12 protein-coding genes and 1 pseudogene are annotated in these 15,046 nt (G+C 72.9%); 2 read left to right on the forward strand and 11 right to left on the reverse strand.

Going from position 1 to position 15,046, the window contains the following annotated elements; translation table 11 throughout:
* The 10 genes and pseudogenes from SK069_RS19135 to SK069_RS19180 form a co-directional block, all read right to left on the reverse strand.
* Positions 1-183, reverse strand: a pseudogene (locus SK069_RS19135) (hypothetical protein); the annotation flags it as partial.
* Between the two features lie 252 nt (positions 184-435).
* On the reverse strand, positions 436-1,809 hold the full coding sequence (locus SK069_RS19140; RefSeq protein ID WP_319955867.1) for an MlaD family protein: 1,374 nt from the start codon (positions 1,807-1,809) through the stop codon (positions 436-438).
* Positions 1,809-3,119, reverse strand: a complete 1,311-nt coding sequence (locus tag SK069_RS19145; RefSeq protein WP_319955868.1) for an MlaD family protein — start codon at positions 3,117-3,119, stop codon at positions 1,809-1,811. The genes SK069_RS19140 and SK069_RS19145 overlap by 1 nt, the downstream gene beginning before the upstream one ends.
* Positions 3,116-4,519 (reverse strand): MlaD family protein, encoded by a 1,404-nt coding sequence (locus SK069_RS19150; protein WP_319955869.1) that lies wholly within the window; start codon positions 4,517-4,519, stop codon positions 3,116-3,118. Before SK069_RS19150 ends, SK069_RS19145 begins: the two co-directional genes overlap by 4 nt.
* Positions 4,516-5,841 (reverse strand): MlaD family protein, encoded by a 1,326-nt coding sequence (locus SK069_RS19155; RefSeq protein WP_319955870.1) that lies wholly within the window; start codon positions 5,839-5,841, stop codon positions 4,516-4,518. The genes SK069_RS19150 and SK069_RS19155 overlap by 4 nt, the downstream gene beginning before the upstream one ends.
* A complete protein-coding gene (locus SK069_RS19160; protein ID WP_319955871.1) occupies positions 5,838-7,301 on the reverse strand; it encodes an MlaD family protein in 1,464 nt (487 codons plus the stop codon). Before SK069_RS19160 ends, SK069_RS19155 begins: the two co-directional genes overlap by 4 nt.
* Positions 7,298-8,659 carry an MlaD family protein gene (locus tag SK069_RS19165; protein WP_319955872.1) on the reverse strand — a complete coding sequence of 454 codons (1,362 nt, stop codon included), beginning with the start codon at positions 8,657-8,659 and terminating at the stop codon, positions 7,298-7,300. Before SK069_RS19165 ends, SK069_RS19160 begins: the two co-directional genes overlap by 4 nt.
* Positions 8,659-9,510 (reverse strand): MlaE family ABC transporter permease, encoded by an 852-nt coding sequence (locus SK069_RS19170; RefSeq protein WP_319955873.1) that lies wholly within the window; start codon positions 9,508-9,510, stop codon positions 8,659-8,661. Before SK069_RS19170 ends, SK069_RS19165 begins: the two co-directional genes overlap by 1 nt.
* On the reverse strand, positions 9,510-10,319 hold the full coding sequence (locus tag SK069_RS19175; RefSeq protein ID WP_319955874.1) for an ABC transporter permease: 810 nt from the start codon (positions 10,317-10,319) through the stop codon (positions 9,510-9,512). Before SK069_RS19175 ends, SK069_RS19170 begins: the two co-directional genes overlap by 1 nt.
* Before the next feature lie 287 nt (positions 10,320-10,606).
* The gene (locus SK069_RS19180) at positions 10,607-11,797 is read right to left on the reverse strand and encodes an ABC transporter ATP-binding protein (RefSeq protein ID WP_319955875.1); all 1,191 of its coding nucleotides are present in this window, start codon (positions 11,795-11,797) and stop codon (positions 10,607-10,609) included.
* Positions 11,798-11,964: 167 nt separating this feature from the next.
* On the opposite strand from SK069_RS19180, the gene SK069_RS19185 reads away from it, so the two are divergent.
* Positions 11,965-12,819 (forward strand): LuxR C-terminal-related transcriptional regulator, encoded by an 855-nt coding sequence (locus SK069_RS19185; protein ID WP_319955876.1) that lies wholly within the window; start codon positions 11,965-11,967, stop codon positions 12,817-12,819.
* A gap of 57 nt (positions 12,820-12,876) precedes the next feature.
* On the opposite strand, the gene SK069_RS19190 is transcribed toward SK069_RS19185, so the two are convergent.
* Positions 12,877-13,725 (reverse strand): hypothetical protein, encoded by an 849-nt coding sequence (locus SK069_RS19190; protein WP_319955877.1) that lies wholly within the window; start codon positions 13,723-13,725, stop codon positions 12,877-12,879.
* 132 nt (positions 13,726-13,857) lie between these two features.
* On the opposite strand from SK069_RS19190, the gene SK069_RS19195 reads away from it, so the two are divergent.
* Positions 13,858-15,036 (forward strand): phosphotransferase family protein, encoded by a 1,179-nt coding sequence (locus SK069_RS19195; RefSeq protein WP_319955878.1) that lies wholly within the window; start codon positions 13,858-13,860, stop codon positions 15,034-15,036.
* The last annotated feature ends 10 nt before the right edge of the window (positions 15,037-15,046 follow it).

Below are 15,046 nucleotides of genomic sequence, written 5' to 3' on the forward strand. Positions count from 1 at the left end.
CACGATCGCGATCTGGACCGCGAACCGGAACTGCGCCACGAACTCCGGGCCGTAGGAGAACGGCGGCCGCAGCGAGCGGACGAGGACCATCCACGCCAGGTGGAACATCCCACCGATCTCCACCACCACCCGCGGCGGAGCGGGCAGCGAGAGGCTGCGAGCGGTCGACGCGCCGCCGGCCATCAGCGGGCTCCCCACCCGTTGCTCAAGAGGCCCGATGGGCGCCCGCAGGCACCGATCGGACGGGCTCCGTCCCCAAGCACGCGGGCAGCATAGCCGAAATCACACGCTGTGTTCGAACAATGTGTTCGTACAGAGAGTTCTGGCGCTTCGGCGGTCGACCCGTCCACGACGAAGCGCCCGCGTGCGCCCGGGTTCCGGGCGCGGCGCGGGCGCGTCGATGGCCACGCGCCGGCGGGAGCCGGCGCGTGCCGATCAGCAGTCGGCGGTGATCCGCGGGTACGTGTACCCCGACTTGGGCACCTCGTCGGGGCCGAGCGGCGTGGTGCCCTTCGCCCGCGTCCGCCCGACGGAGCCGGGCTTCGGGTAGGGGTCGAAGTTCAACGCCATGCCGGGGATCCGGTGGACGAAGTCGGCCAGGCCCTTCGAGATGACGTCGGGCAGGCCGGACGGGAAGTTGTCGGGCGTGACGATCGGCGCCAGCCGGATGAGGTGGCCGGTCGCGTCGTAGCTGTTGGACGAGGACCCGAGGCCCTGGACGATGCTGAGCACCTCCGGGAAGTACGGCTCGGCGTAGCGCGTCACCGGCGTCAGCTCGCAGATAGTCTTGCGCAGCTTCGGCAGGCTCTCGGCCAACGGGCCCGACAGCGCGTCGACCTGCTGCAGCGTCCGCTCGAGGACCGGAGCCGCCGGCGACAGCTCGCGCATGAGGGCTCGACCGTCGGCGGTGGCGGCCGGCAGTCGCCCGACCGTGGGGCGCAGCGCGACGAGCGCCTTCGACGCCTCGTCGACGACCGGCGTCGCCACGCTCGAGGTCGACCGCACCACGCCCGACGTGCGCTGCACGTCGCGCAGCGTGCCGGGCAGCTCGTCGATCGTCGCCTCCAGCGCCCGGTCGCTGCGCCGCAGCGCGGTGAGCGCGGTCAGGCCGCGGTCGGCGAGCGTCGTGATCGCCTGGTCCCGCTGCCCGATCGACGCCGTGACGTCGCCGAGCTGCTGGACGAGCCGCGCCGTCTGGTCGCGATTGCGGCGCAGCACGTCGACGAGCCCACCCGGGTCGCCGGCGGCCTTGAGGAACTTCGTGGCGCCGCCGACCGTGCCGTTGAGCTCCTCGCCCTCGGTCCCGACCGCCGCACCGAGGCTGCGGATCGTGTCCCGGGCGCGCTCGCGGGTGCCGCCCTTCAGGACGCTGAGCAGGCGGTCGACGTCGACGAACTCGTCGGTCTGCTGCACCGAGAGGCCACCGCCGTCGGCGATCGTCTCGCGAGAGCGGCCGACCTTGATCGCGACGTAGTTCTCGCCGACCGGGGTGTGCTGACGGACCTGCACGCGGGAGTCGCGCGGCAGCGGGGTGACGTCGGGGTCGGTGATGAGGAGCTCCATCTTCGCGCCGATCCCGAGCCGCGAGACGGACGTCACCCGCCCGACCTTCACGCCGGCGACCGTGACGCGCGAGCCGACCGCCATCGCGGCGCCGGTCGGGGTCACGACCGAGACCTCGTACTCGTCCCCGCCGCCGAGCTTCGGCAGCGCGTCGCCCTTGGCGAAGATGAACAGCGCCCACGCCAGCGCGACAGCGGTGACCGCCGCGAGGCTGAGCAGGTGCCGGGGGAACGTCGTGCGCGGCATCAGCCCTCGTCCGCCTTCCTGGCGGCGCGCCCGCCGATCGTCTTGCCACCGGCGCAGTTCTTGGCGGCCGGCCGGCGGGGGACGCCGGGCAGCCCGACGTCCGGGATGCCGACGGCGAGGTTGCCGCGCGGGATCGGCCCACGAGCGTCGCCGAACTTCGACAGCGAGGCGTTCCACTGGAAGAACCCGCGGACGTCCTTCTCGCACTTCACGAGGCTGTCGGTGACCTTGTTCAGCGAGTCGGTCTGGGGCCGGAGGGCTGCGACCGCCGCGTCGATGTCGGTCGCCAGCGGATCGAGCGTCCGCGCGAGCGGCACGAGTCGCTCGACGGGCTCGGCGAGCTTGCGCACCGCGGGATCGAGCACCGCCCGCAGATCGCGCACGGTCCGCAGGTTGGCCGGGAGGCCGTCCGCGATCGGCGTGAGGTCGCCGATGGCGCCGTCGACGTCGCCGAGCACGCCGTCCACCGCGCGGAGGCTCGCGTTGATCGCGCCCGTCGTCCCGGGCAGCGCGCGGATCGTCCGATCGAGGTCCGCGGAGCCTTCCTGGAGGGTCCCGAGCACCGCGCTGCCGTCGCGCAGGAGGTACCGGATCTGCTGCTCCCGGTCCCCGAGCGACGCGGTCAGCGTGCCGACGTTGCCGATCAGCCGCTTGACGAGCGTCTCCCGCTTGGCGAGCTCGTCGGTGATGGTGCCGGCCTCGCGGACGAACGGGGTGAAGATGTCGAGCGTCCTGCGCAGCTCCGCGCCGCCGTCCTGCAGGCCGTTGCCGAGGTTGTCCAGCAGCGCCGCCAGCCGGGTCCGCTCGTTCGCCTGCAGCGTGTTGAGAACGTCGTTGATCTTGACGTTCACCGCGGTGCGCGACGCGGGGACGACCTCGTCGTCGGGCAGGCGGCCGGCCTTCGGCGTTCCCGGATCGATGATGTCGAGGTACTGGTCGTTCAGCGGCGTCTCCGGGCGCAGCTCGGCGCGCGCGTCGCGGTAGACCGGGTAGTCGTCGCGCAGCTTGATCCGCAGGACGGGCTGCTCTCCCACCCGCTCGATCTCCTGGATCGTGCCGGCCGGCACGCCGCGGTAGCGCACGTCGTCCACGCCCTCGAGCACGCCGTAGGCGTCGCTGACCGCGAAGCGCGCCTCGCGGGTGGACTTGAACAGCGTGTTCGTCAGCTGGCTGAGGATGAGGGCTGCGCCGACGACGGTGAGCACCGCGCCGATGAGCAGCACCGGGATGGCGCGCGTGGAGCGCCGCAGCTCGAGGAGGAGCCGACCCCGGGTCACCCCGTGGGTCATCCGATCGCGGGGGTCCTTCATCGCGAGCCCTCCTTCGCGCTCTCGGGGAACCGGGGGTCGGTGCCGGGGTAGTCCGGGTCCTTCGGTCGCTCGCTGTCGCCGCCGGGCAGGTACTGGAGGTACGTCCCGAGCATCTGGTCGAGGCTCTGGCACGCGAGCAGCTGCTTGACGCTCGGGTCGACGATCACCGTCTGGCAGGGGATGTGGACGGACGGCGAGCCGGTGCCGGCCGAGGCCGGGAAGCGGATGAAGTGCCCGTTCTCGTCCTGCTGGGAGGCCGCACCGCCGAAGCCGGCGGCCGTGCCGCCGATCATCGAGCTCGTCGGCTTGCCGGTCTCGGGGTCCTTCTCGTTGAGGTACGGGAGGATCTTCTGCTCGAGTCGGTCGATGCTCGGCTGGATCGCGTCGAGCAGCGGGACGCCGCCGGCACTCAGCTGCGCCAGCGACGAGACCGCCGGCCGCAGGTGCCGCACGAGGGGACGAGCGTCGCCGAGCAGGCCGCTCGTGCGTCCGAGCGTCGGACGCAGCTCCGCGAGCGTCGGCGCCACGTCGCCGGCCGCGTCGTCGAGGCGGTCCACGAGCCGGTCGGCGCCCGAGAGCGTCGTGTTCAGCCGCGCGAGGGTCGCGCGGACGAGCTGGGTCGTCGCCGGACCGTCGGCGAGCGTCGCGCGCAGGTCGTTCCCGCGCGCGGCGGTCGTCTGCAGCGTCGCGGCGGCGCCCGACACGAGCCGGCGCAGCTCGTCGTTCGGCGCGTCGAGGGCGCGCATCGTGCGCGTCGCCCCGTCCAGCACGCGCTGCAGGTCGCGGCCGGGGTCCTGCCCGCGGACGGCGCGCAGCCCGCGCTCGAGCGACGGCGCCTCGGTGGCCACCGTGTCGAACAGCCGCGCGGGGACCTGCGGATCGCGCAGCGTCTCGCGCAGCTCGCCGGGCAGCGTCACGAGGCCCTGACGGGCGCGCCCGTCGAAGATGCTCGTGACGTCGTCGACCTCGACCTGCTTGATCGTGCGGTCCTGGGCGATGAAGCGGTCGTCGAGCGGGCCCGCGGACGGGGTGCCGCGGTCGACCTTCACGTAGAACGAGCCGCCGAGCAGGTGCTTCCAGCGGACCTCGGCGCGCGCGTCGCGATAGAGCGGCCCCGCGTCCTCCTGGATGTCGACGGTGACGATCGACCCGCGCCCGTCGGGCCGACCCTCGATCTCCTGGACCCGGCCCTCGTCGCGACCGTCGACCTTCACGAGGTCGCCCGGCTGGAGCTGCGGCGTCGCCGAGAACTCGATCCGCAGCTCCTCCCCCTTGTCGTAGAAGACCTTCTGGGCCCACCCGAAGTAGTAGAACGCGGAGACGAAGAGGATCAGCGCCATGACGACCGCGCCCAGCGGGGCGAGGCCGAAGCGGTCGTGGAGGCGGCGGAGGGCGCTCATCGGTCGCTCCCGGGGACGAACTGCGGGTAGTCCCGCGAGGGGTACTTGCAGGCGTTGCCGAACGACTCGCGGTCCGACAGCTCACCCGGATCCTTGACCCCGATCACCGCGCCCGACGTCGGCAGCGAGAGCTGCAGGCGGAAGGCCTGGGACGGGCCGTAGGGGCCGTCTCCGGGCTGCATGAACCCGGTCATGCTGCGCATCGACGTCCCGAACGTCACGACGTCGCAGATGTAGGGCTTCGTTCGCTGCGCGATCGGGTGGACGTCCTCGAGCAGCTCGTTGGCGGGCTTCAGCGCCGGCTGGAGCCCGTCGGTGATCCGCGTGATCCCGGGCAGCGCCGGCCGCGCGGCGCGCAGCAGCGCGTCGGTGCGCTGCAGCGGCGTCCGGCTCTGCGCGAGGAACGAGCGGAGGCCCGTCAGCGCCGCCGGCGCCGGTCGGAGGGTCGTCTCGGCGGCGCCGGCGGCGCGGCGCAGGCTCGCGACGAGCCGCGTGCCGGAGGGCAGTCCGGCGGTCATCGCCGACAGCGCGCCGGGCGCGACGTCGAGCGTCTCCTGGAGCTCGTCGCGCTTCGTCACGAACGGCTCGACGGCGTCCGCGCCCTCGCGCAGGAGCGCGGTCAGGTCGCGGCGCTCGCGGTCCAGCGGCCGGACGGCGGACTCCAGCGCGGGAACGAGGCGACCGGCGGCGCCGTCGCGCTCGAGGACCGTCGCGGCGAACTCGCCGAACGGCTTGCCGCGGGTCGCGACGGCGCGGATCGCGTCGTTCAGCGCCTCCCCGTGCCCGAGGACGCCCTGTCCGAGCGCGCCGACCGAGGCACCGAGGGCGCCGCGGGTCTGGCGGTCGAAGGTGTCCAGGGCCTCCGGCAGGCCGAAGGTGAAGCTCTCGTCGTCGCCGCGGATGAGGCCGCCGTCGGCGAGGTTCTCCGCGCTCTGGCCCGGGATGAGCTCGATGTAGCGGGCGCCGAGCAGACCGGCTCCGCGAGCCGCGACCTTCGTGTCCTTCGGGATCTCGACGCCGGGCTCGATCTGGAGCTCCAGGCGGGGGCGCCCGTCATCGCCGATGTCGCGGGCCGCGACCTGGCCCACCCGCGCGCCGGCGATCCGCACCGGGTCGTGGTTCAGGAGGTTGCCGACCTGCGGGGTCGAGACGTAGACCGTCGAGTAGGCGCGTCCGGGGACGCCGTCGTAGATCTTGATCGCCTGCCAGACGAAGACGGCGATCGCCGCGAAGACCAAGAGGCCCCCGATCGCCACCCGCGGGACGGACGGCTCGGGCTTGCGCCCGCGGCGACGACGGGAGAACGGCGAGCGGGTGGTCATGGGCCGAGGAGGAGGTCGAGGAGGGCGTTCGGCGATCGGCCGGGGGCCGGGCGATCGCGGCCGCCGGAGAGCTGGCCGACGAGACCGTCGACGAATCCCTGCACGCCGTCGACCGTCTGCCGGACGCCGTCGGCGACCGGGTTCCCGGCGCCGGCGGAGGGCGCCGGCGACGTCGCGTCCGCCGAGGTGGACGCTCCGGCCGCCTGTCGGGCGGCGTCCGCTGCGACGGTCCGCCGCCGGGTCAGCGCCCTCGCGGCCCGCCGGGCCGAGGCGCGGGCCTTCGCCGGGGACGAGCCTGCGCCCCGCTCGACGCGCTCGAGGAGGCTGACGACCGTGTCGAGCCCGACGGACGCCTCGCCGCGGAAGATGTGCGACAGCTGGTCGCGGTACTGGATCGCCCCCGCCCAGTTGCCGACGACCGCGAGCGTGTTGTCGATCGCGCGGTCGGCGATCTCCGACACGACGGGAAGGTCCTGGCTGCTCGTCCGCTCGAGCAGCCCGGCGGTCGCGCGGGCCTCGGCGAGCACCGGCGTGGACCGCTCGGCGACCTTCGTCAGGTCGGGCGCGATGTCGCTGGCGGTGGCCAGCGCCGGCGACGCGCTGCGGCGGAACGGCTCGAGCTGGGCCAGCACCCCGCGCAGGGGCCGCGCCGAGCGGCGGACCTGCTGGGCGGCGCCGCGCAGCGGCTCGGTGGTCCGCTCGAGCTCGCCGAGGAAGCGCTGGAGGGTCGCGAGCGACGTCGGCGCCGAGGCGAGCGTCCCGCGGAGGGCCACGCGTCGCTCCGCGCCGGCGGTGGCCGCCTGGCCGAAGCGGTCGATGGCGCGCGTGATGTCCGCGCGACGGTCGGTGGCCTCGGCGACGAAGCGATCGCTGGAGTCCAGCAGGCGCCCGAGCTCGGCGTTGTCGTCGGCGAGCTCCGCCACGAGGTTCGTGCCGCGGGCGATCGCCGGACGCAGCTCCTCGAGGATCCGCTGGAAGTCGGCCTTGCGCCCGGTCACCGCCGCACCGAGCTCGTTGACGAAGATCGCCAGCCGCGCGCGGGTGTTGCCGTCCAGGACGCTGAGCACCCGGTCGAGGTCGGTCGCCTGCGTGACGCGCCGCTCCGTGATGACGTAGCCGTCGGGCGCGGGGTTCGAGCGATCACCGGCCTGCAGCTCGATCTGCTTCTGGCCGAGCAGGTTCTGCGCCGCGATGACGGCCTTGACGTCCCGGCCGACGGGGCCCTTGTCGCGATCGATCCGCAGGTGGGCGATCACGTCGTCGCGACGCGGATCGACCTCCATCTCGACCTTGCCGATCTTGACCCCGCCGATCGTGACCGGCGAGCCGTCCTTGAGCCCGTTGGCGTTCGCCATCCGGACGTCGATGACGTAGGGGTCCTCGCCGCCCGTCAGGACGATGGCCGCGACGAGCGCGACGACCGCGGCGAGCGCGAGGCGCAGGAGCGTCCCGGGCCTCACGGGGTCACCCCCTTGCCCTTCGCGGTGATCGGCGCGCGCGCCTCCTGGTCCTTCGACGGGTCGATGGCGTCCTTGCCCGCGCCGCACTCGTCGATGAACCACGGCTGACCGGCGTTGTAGCCCGGCGGCCGCGGGAAGCCGTAGCGCAGCTGCGGGAAGGTCCTCTTCGCCTCGGCCGGCGTGTACGTCATGGAGTTCATCGGGGCCGGGAGGTAGTTCTGGATCTGGGCGCGCAGGATCTTGTCCTTGCCGTCGCTCCAGGAGAGGAAGTCGCCCCAGGTCATGGCGAGGGCGACGATCTCCGGCGTCCAAGGCCGGACGCACTTGACCGTCTGGATGCCGACGTCGGCGGTCCGCGACAGCTGCGGCGCGAGCGTCGTCAGGCGCTCCGCGAAGCGCGTGATGCCGTCGCCGTCGGTCCGCACCGTCCGCAGGGTCCGCCGCGCGTCGGGCGTGACCTGCTGCAGCGCCGCGAGCGTCCGGTCGATCGGTCGAGCGACCGCCCGCAGCTCCCGCACGCCGGGGCGCAGGTCGGCCGTCAGCTCGCGGACCTTCGTCAGCGTGCGGTCGGCCCGCGGCAGGGTGTCGCGCACCTGGCGCAGCGCCGGCGGCAGGCCGGAGACGGTGCGCTCGAGCTCGGAGGAGCGGTCGGCGATCGCGGCGAAGGTCGACGCGGCCCCCTCGATGAGCGGCGAGACGCCCGGGTTCGCCCGCTTCACGGCGTCGATGACCCGGTCGGTGCTGCGGATCGTCGCGTCGAGCGACCCGCGCTCGGCGGTCAGCTCGTTCAGGAGCAGCTGGCCCTGCTCGAGCGTGCCGGGTGCCCGCCGCAGCGTGCGTCGGAGGCCGCCGGCCGACGCTTGCAGCGCCGGACCGGAGCGGTCGACGAGGGACTTGACGTCCCGGCGCACCCCGGTGTCGAAGTTCGACAGCAGCTGGTCGAACTCGACCGGGACCCGGAAGTCGCCCTTCGGGATCGTGCCGCCGTCGGCGAGCACGCCGGCGCCGCGCGGCCCGGGCTTCACGAGCACGTGGCGGTTGTAGAACGTCGCGGTGCCGCCCCAGCGGACGGTGAACGTCGTGCCGCGCGGCAGCGGCCACACGTCCTCGTCCGTGATCCGCAGGACGACCCGGGCGGCGCGGCCGCGGTCGACCGCGGTCATGCCGTCGACGGTGCCGATGACCTTCCCGCCGGCCCGGACCTCCTGGCCCTCGATGACGTTGGCGGCCTCGGGGACGGTGGCGCTCAGGAGGTGCCCCCGGTCGTCGTCCCCGCCGAGGACGATGACGGCGACGACCGCGACGGCGGCGAGGACCGCGGCCGTCGCGAGGATCCGCATGACGCGACGAGGGACCATCAGTCGCCGATCGGGATGTTGAGGTTGCGCCCGTAGAAGAAGACCCCGAAGAAGGCCGAGATCACGTGGACGAGGACGAGGTTGATCATCAGCGACTTCGCGACCGCCCGGCCGACGTCCGCGGGTCCCCCGCTGGCGCGCATCCCGTAGAAGGTCGCCACGAGGACGCACGGGAGCGTCATGAAGAAGAACGTGATGAGCGTGTAGAACTGCCCGAGCATGCTCTGGACGGAGAAGGTCACGTCCAGGAACTGCCGCGACCCGTTGCCCTGCAGGACCACGACGATGTCGAGGTAGTTGCCGAGGTTCTGGCCGATGAGGCTGATGACGGTCGCCAGCGGCACGAAGAGCATCGCCGCGAGCACCCGGACGCCGACGATGAGCTGCATCGGGTCGACGCCGGTGGACTCGTAGGCGTCGATCTCCTGCTGGATCTTCGCCGCGCCGATCTCGGCGGTCATCGCGCAGCAGATGCTCGCGCTGAGGACGTAGCCGTACATCGTCATCGGGACCTGGCGCTGGGTCAGCAGCCCGGTGAAGACGCCGACGAAGTCGCCGGCCCCGATCGTCCGCAGGAAGAAGAACCCGAAGCTCGCGACGCTGAAGCCGAGGAAGACGTTCATCGCGAGGAGCAGGAAGCTCGTGCGCTTGATGATCCGCGCGGTGAGCCCGAGGACCTCGGAGAAGTAGCGCGGCGTCAGCGCGGCGGCGACCATCGCCCGCGCGGAGAAGACGGTGAGCTCGCCGACCTCGTGGAAGAAGCCGCTGTGGCTCTTGCGCGGTGGGACGAGCTCGGGCTCGCCCTGGCCGGTCCCGGCCGGGGCGGCGACGGTGGGGGGCGGAGCGGCCATCAGCCCTTGAGGACGAGGAGGTCGGGGAAGATCGTGAGGAACCCGATGTTGAACACCGAGTTGAACATCCAGATCCCGAAGAACGAGACGACGACGGTCTGCGTCACCGCGACGCCGACGCCCTCCGCGCCGCCCTTCGTCGCGAGCCCGCGGTGGCACGCCACCATGGCGATGAAGAAGCCCATCAGCGCGTGCTTGAAGAACGTCGAGAGCAGGTCGAGCGCCTGGATGTTCAGGTACCAGGACTCGCGGTAGACCGACGGCGTGTACTCGAGGAAGGCCGGCGTGAAGACGTAGTACGTCGCGATCGGGACGAGCAGGCCGATGAGCCCGAGCACGAGCGCGGCGTAGACCATCCCCATGACGCGCGGGACGATGAGCGTGCGCATCGTGTCCACGCCGAGCACGGCCATCGCGTCGAGCTCCTCGCGGATCTTCCGCGCGCCGATGTCGGCCGCCAGGGCGGATCCGGCGATGCCGGCGAGGATCATCATCGTGATCCAGGTCGACACCTCGCGGGTGAAGCCGACGAACACGCCGCCCGGCGCGCGGTCCGCGACGCCCAGCGTGTAGGCGACCTCGCCGAAGTTCAGGATGCCGAAGCCGGCGATCCAGATCGCCTGCGAGATCGTCAGCGGGATGAGGCAGCGACGGATGTTGACGTTCGCCTCGACGATCGCGTCCGGCACCCACCGGATCGGGAGCTTCGCCGCCAGGCGCAGCGTCCGCGGCGCGAGCAGGAACGTGTCGCGCGCGGTCTTCAGCGACTCGTAGACCCCCGATCCCGCGAAGGCCTCGACCGGGGTCAAGGCTGGTTCGCCCGATGGCGCACGGCGGCGCGGGCCCGACTGGACTCCTCCCTCCACGTGCACATCGTGGCCGGACAGTGTGACCACCGCATCGTTGTGATGGGGGAAAGACATCCCCCGGACAGGTGAATCTCTCGACCATGCGTCCGATCAGCTCGCACTGCGAGCCGCGTCGTGCCCCGCCGGGGGCCGGAACGGCGAGCGCCGGGCGGTGCCCGGCGCGATCGACGAGGGGACCCGTGCGCACGGGGCGCCCACGGGAAGGGTGCGCGAGCGCGCTGCGCCGGTCAGGCGTCCATCCCGAGCGGGCCCTCGGAGGCACCGGCGAGGAACTGCTGCACGAACGGCGTGTCGGACTCCAGGACGTCCTGGGCCAGGCCGCTCTCCAGGACGCGCCCGCGCCAGACGATCGTCATGTGGTCGGCCAAGAGCCGCGCCAGCATGATGTTGTGGGTCACGACGACCATCGTGCCCCCGTGCTCGGCGTGCTGCTCGACGAGCAGCTCCCCGAGCAGCGCCGTGCGGACCGGATCGAGTCCCGAGTCCGGCTCGTCGCAGAGGACGATGCCGGCGTTCAGGACGAGGGCACGGGCGAGGCCGGCGCGCTTGCGCATGCCGCCCGACAGCTCGTTCGGCATGCGGTCGATCGCCCCGCCCAGCCCGACGCTCGTCAGGTGGTGCATGACGATCTCCTCGATCTCCGGCTCGGTGAGATCGGTGTGCTGGCGCAACGGGAACGCCGCGTTGTCGTAGATGTTCATCGCGCTGAAGAGCGCGCCGTCCTGGAACATCACGCCGATCTCGCGGCGCAGCGCCATGATCTCGGACCGGCTCATGCCGCTGAGCGCGCGCCCGCGGATGAGCACCTCGCCCGCGTCGGGCCGCAGCAGGCCGAGGACGTGCTGCAGCAGGACGCTCTTGCCGGTGCCCGACGGGCCGAGCACGACCGAGATCATCCCCTCGGGGATCTGGACGTCGAGGCCGGCGAGGACGCGGTTGCGCCCGAAGCTCTTCTGCAGTCCGCGGCTCTCGATCGCCAGGAGCTCCGGCGCGATCCGCGCCGGGCACGACGAGCGCCGGGCGTCCTCGCCCTCGTGGCCGCTGCCGCGGCGCAGCAGCTCGCGGAGGATCGGGTCGACCTCCATGTACTCCCGCACCGGCCCCCGGTGCCCGACGTCGCCCGTGATGATCGAGCCGGCCAGCGCCAGCGCGCCGTCGGTGAACGCGAGCGCGTCCTGCGGACGGAGGTCGAGGACGATCTCCGCGTGGTCGCCGTCCTCGACGAGGACCGGGTCCCGACCGAGGTCGAGCGTCACCGCGTCGGGCGCGCCCGCGACGCGGAAGGCGACGCTCGTGCGGGCGTGCGCGAGACGCTCGACGGTCGGGCTGCGCTCCGACACGGCGTCGGCGAGCGCCGCGCGGAGGCGGGCGACGATGGCGGTGGCTGGAAGGTCCCGGGACACGAGCTCTGGGGTCATGGTGCGCTCCTCTTCCGCGACGGCGTGCACCGTACGCGCGGGGGCTCCGGTCGGCGTGGCAGGGGGTCACGGACCGGTGGGCGGTCGCCAGCCTAACCATTTTCGTACGGAGAGTCCAGACAACGCGTACGACACCCCCGGCGGTCCGTGTGTGAGGATGCCCGCGCATGTCCGCGCCGAGCGAGCCGATCGACGTCCTGACGGCGATCGTCCAGGTGCACCGGCGGGTCAAGACGGCCACGGACGTCTCGGAGATGCTCGTGCGATCGGTCGAGGAGGTCCGCGTCCGGATGGGCCTCGACGCCTGCCTCGCCCTGCGGGTGGACGGCGACCGGATCACGACGAGCGCGACCGGGGTCCTCCAGCACGCCGAGAGCGAGCGCCTGCGCCGCCGGTTCGCCGACGGCCTGCGCCTGCGCCCCGGCTCGCGCGAGGCGGAGGCCGTGCGTCGGCCGGAGACGGCGCTCCACCCGCGGGTGCTCGAGCTGCCCAGCGCGCTCGGGGACGCCGCCGGCTCCGCCGGCTGCGCGGTGGCGCCGCTGGCGCCCGAGGAGCGCGCCGTCGCCCTCCTGGTGGGCCTGCGCGACCGCCCGCTGACACTCGACGAGCAGCGTCTCCTGGTCGCCTACGGGATGGCGATCGGGGCGGCGATGGAGATCGTCGTCATCCGGATGCGCGCGGCCGAGATGCGGGCGGAGATGCGCCGCAGCTCGACGACGCTGCTCGCCCTCGCGCAGGAGATCGCCGACGCCCCGGTCTCGCTGCCCGAGGACCACGGCTTCGGCTGGACGTTCCCCGAGGCCGGCCAGCCGGTGCTCGCCGACGCCGAGGAGTGGCCGCTGACGACGCGTGAGCGGCGCGTCGCCGAGCTCCTCGTCCAGGGTCGGGCGAACCGCGAGATCGCCGATGCGCTCATCCTCTCCCCCGAGACGGTGAAGAGCCACGTGTCGAGCATCCTGCGCAAGCTCGGGGTGTCGAACCGCGCCGAGGCGGTCGCCCGCCTGCTCGGCCGTCCGCGCTGACGGCCGAGGAGGAGCGGACGTGGAGCGGCGACCGTCCCCGCCGACGGCCGGCCGGGTCTAGACGACCGCGCGCTCGCGCTCCGGCGCCGCGGCCGGCGCCGGCGCGGCGCGGGCCACGGGCGGCGCCTCCGCCGGCGCGGGAAGCGGCTCGCCGACGACGACGTACTTCCCGAGCAGCCGGACCGTGGAGGCGATCCCGCCGACGACGGTGAGCGCGGCCAGGGAGACGAGGACCATCGACGGGTCGTCGACCGAGTGCCGCACGGAGAGGTAGAGGATCCCGGTGCCGAACAGGCCGGCCGCGAAGGCCGCAGGCGTGATCGTCAGCAGCGCGAGGAGGTTCGCGCCGCGCAGCCTCGGCGCCAGGCGCGACGCGATCATGCCCGCCACGAGCGCGGACATCGCGTTCGTGAAGCCGAGGAAGACGGGGTAGCCGGCGATCACGAACGGCTGGCTGTCCTGGTACTCGTAGACGCCGAGGATCGAGACGTAGGCCATCTCGGCGGCGATCGCCATCGCCGCGATCCCGAAGTACAGCCGCCAGACCGTCCGCATCGTCGGGCTGCGCTGCAGCGTCCGGGCGACGACCACGGCGGCTCCGCCGTAGAAGAACGTGTAGGCCGCCGGCACCCAGACCGGCTGGTGGCTGCCGAACGTCTCGTAGAGCGCCCAGGCCCCCTCCTCCCGGAACCAGAGGCCGTAGAGGTGGTCGAACGCCGGCTCCATGAGGCAGGTGAGGGTGCCGGCCGCGACGACGAACATCGGCCAGACGATCCCCTCGCGGCGCCAGAGGACCACGACGTAGGCGATCGTCGCGAGCGCGAGCGAGAACGTGAGGACCGTCGAGATGATCTGCCCGGTCTCGTTGACCGGGGTGTCGATCCCCAGGGTGTCGACTGGTGCCATGGCGCGTTCCTCCTCGCGGGTGCCGCGCGGCGTCGACCGCTCGGCCTGTTCGGATTGTCCCTCCGAACACCATAACCGAACAAGCTGTCTAGAATTGGGATTCGTTCGACGGCGAATGCTCGTGGAGGAGCGATGGGTCTGGGACAGCAACTGGCGTTCGCGGCGGCGATCGGCCGCGTGACCGCGACCGTCGCCGGCGAGCGCGTGCGCGGACGGCGACCGGCCCGGCCCGGCGACGTCCCGCCGACGGTCGACCAGCTCACGACGGCGTGGCTCACCTCCGCCCTCTGCCGCGACCACCCGGAGGCGCACGTCACCGCCTTCGAGCTGGGCTCGGGCTCCGACGGCACGAGCTCGCGGCGGGCGATCTCCGTGACGTACGACGACGCCGGCGTGGCCGCGGGCCTGCCGACCGCGATCTACTCGAAGTCGACGCCCAGCCTCGTGAACCGGCTGCTCATCGGGGTGACCGGCGCCGCGGGCGCCGAGGCGCTCTTCTACGACCGGATCCGTCCGCAGCTCGAGCTCGGTGCGCCCGCCGGGTACTTCGGGGCCTGGGACCCGCGCACGTGCCGCTCGATGGTCCTCATCGAGGACATCGTCGCCACGCGCGGGGCGACGTTCGGCAACGCCGCGACGTACGTGGACCGCGCGGGCGCCGAGAGCATGGTGCGCGAGATGGCCCGCTACCACGGGGCCCTCTGGGAGGACCCGCGGCTGGCGGGCGAGTGGGCCCTGCCCGACACCCACGCCTGGCAGCGGAACTTCAACGACAAGACCGGGTTCGACCGCGGGGCGATCCTCGCGCTTCGCTTCGCGCGCGACGAGGTGCCGGCCGAGCTGGCGGCTCGCAAGGGCGAGATCCGCGGCGCCCTCATGCGCTCGCTCGAGATCAACGCGGCCGGTCCGCGGACGCTCCTGCACCAGGACGTCCACCCGGGGAACTGGTTCCGCCTGGCGGACGGCTCGCTGAACCTCTACGACTGGCAGAGCTGCGCGATGGGCAACTGGGCCCTCGACGTCGCCTACGCGCTCAGCGCGGGACTGGAGGTCGAGGACCGCCGCGCCTGGGAGCGCGAGCTCCTCGCCCTCTACCTCGAGGAGCTCGCCGCGCGCGGCGCGCCCGCGCCGTCGTTCGACGATGCGTGGCGGGCCTACCGCCAGCAGATGCTCCACGGCTTCATCTTCTGGACCTACACCCTGCTCGTGGGCAAGGTCAACGCGCTGCAGCCCGAGGACCACGTGCGGACGCTCATCCGCCGCACCGGCCAGGCGATGGTCGACCTCGAGTCGCTCGACGCGGTGGCCTGAGCCCGGGCCG

Source organism: Patulibacter brassicae, assembly GCF_033949425.1.
Classification (GTDB): Bacteria; Actinomycetota; Thermoleophilia; order Solirubrobacterales; family Solirubrobacteraceae; genus Patulibacter; species Patulibacter brassicae.

What these genes read in the sequence shown, in the direction of transcription:
- SK069_RS19140 (WP_319955867.1), bottom strand. Translation starts at nt 1,809, where the DNA reads ATGCCGCGCACGACGTTCCCCCGGCACCTGCTCAGCCTCGCGGCGGTC.
- SK069_RS19145 (WP_319955868.1), bottom strand. Translation starts at nt 3,119, where the DNA reads ATGAAGGACCCCCGCGATCGGATGACCCACGGGGTGACCCGGGGTCGG.
- SK069_RS19150 (WP_319955869.1), bottom strand. Translation starts at nt 4,519, where the DNA reads ATGAGCGCCCTCCGCCGCCTCCACGACCGCTTCGGCCTCGCCCCGCTG.
- SK069_RS19155 (WP_319955870.1), bottom strand. Translation starts at nt 5,841, where the DNA reads ATGACCACCCGCTCGCCGTTCTCCCGTCGTCGCCGCGGGCGCAAGCCC.
- SK069_RS19165 (WP_319955872.1), bottom strand. Translation starts at nt 8,659, where the DNA reads ATGGTCCCTCGTCGCGTCATGCGGATCCTCGCGACGGCCGCGGTCCTC.
- SK069_RS19170 (WP_319955873.1), bottom strand. Translation starts at nt 9,510, where the DNA reads ATGGCCGCTCCGCCCCCCACCGTCGCCGCCCCGGCCGGGACCGGCCAG.
- SK069_RS19180 (WP_319955875.1), bottom strand. Translation starts at nt 11,797, where the DNA reads ATGACCCCAGAGCTCGTGTCCCGGGACCTTCCAGCCACCGCCATCGTC.
- SK069_RS19185 (WP_319955876.1), top strand. Translation starts at nt 11,965, where the DNA reads ATGTCCGCGCCGAGCGAGCCGATCGACGTCCTGACGGCGATCGTCCAG.
- SK069_RS19190 (WP_319955877.1), bottom strand. Translation starts at nt 13,725, where the DNA reads ATGGCACCAGTCGACACCCTGGGGATCGACACCCCGGTCAACGAGACC.
- SK069_RS19195 (WP_319955878.1), top strand. Translation starts at nt 13,858, where the DNA reads ATGGGTCTGGGACAGCAACTGGCGTTCGCGGCGGCGATCGGCCGCGTG.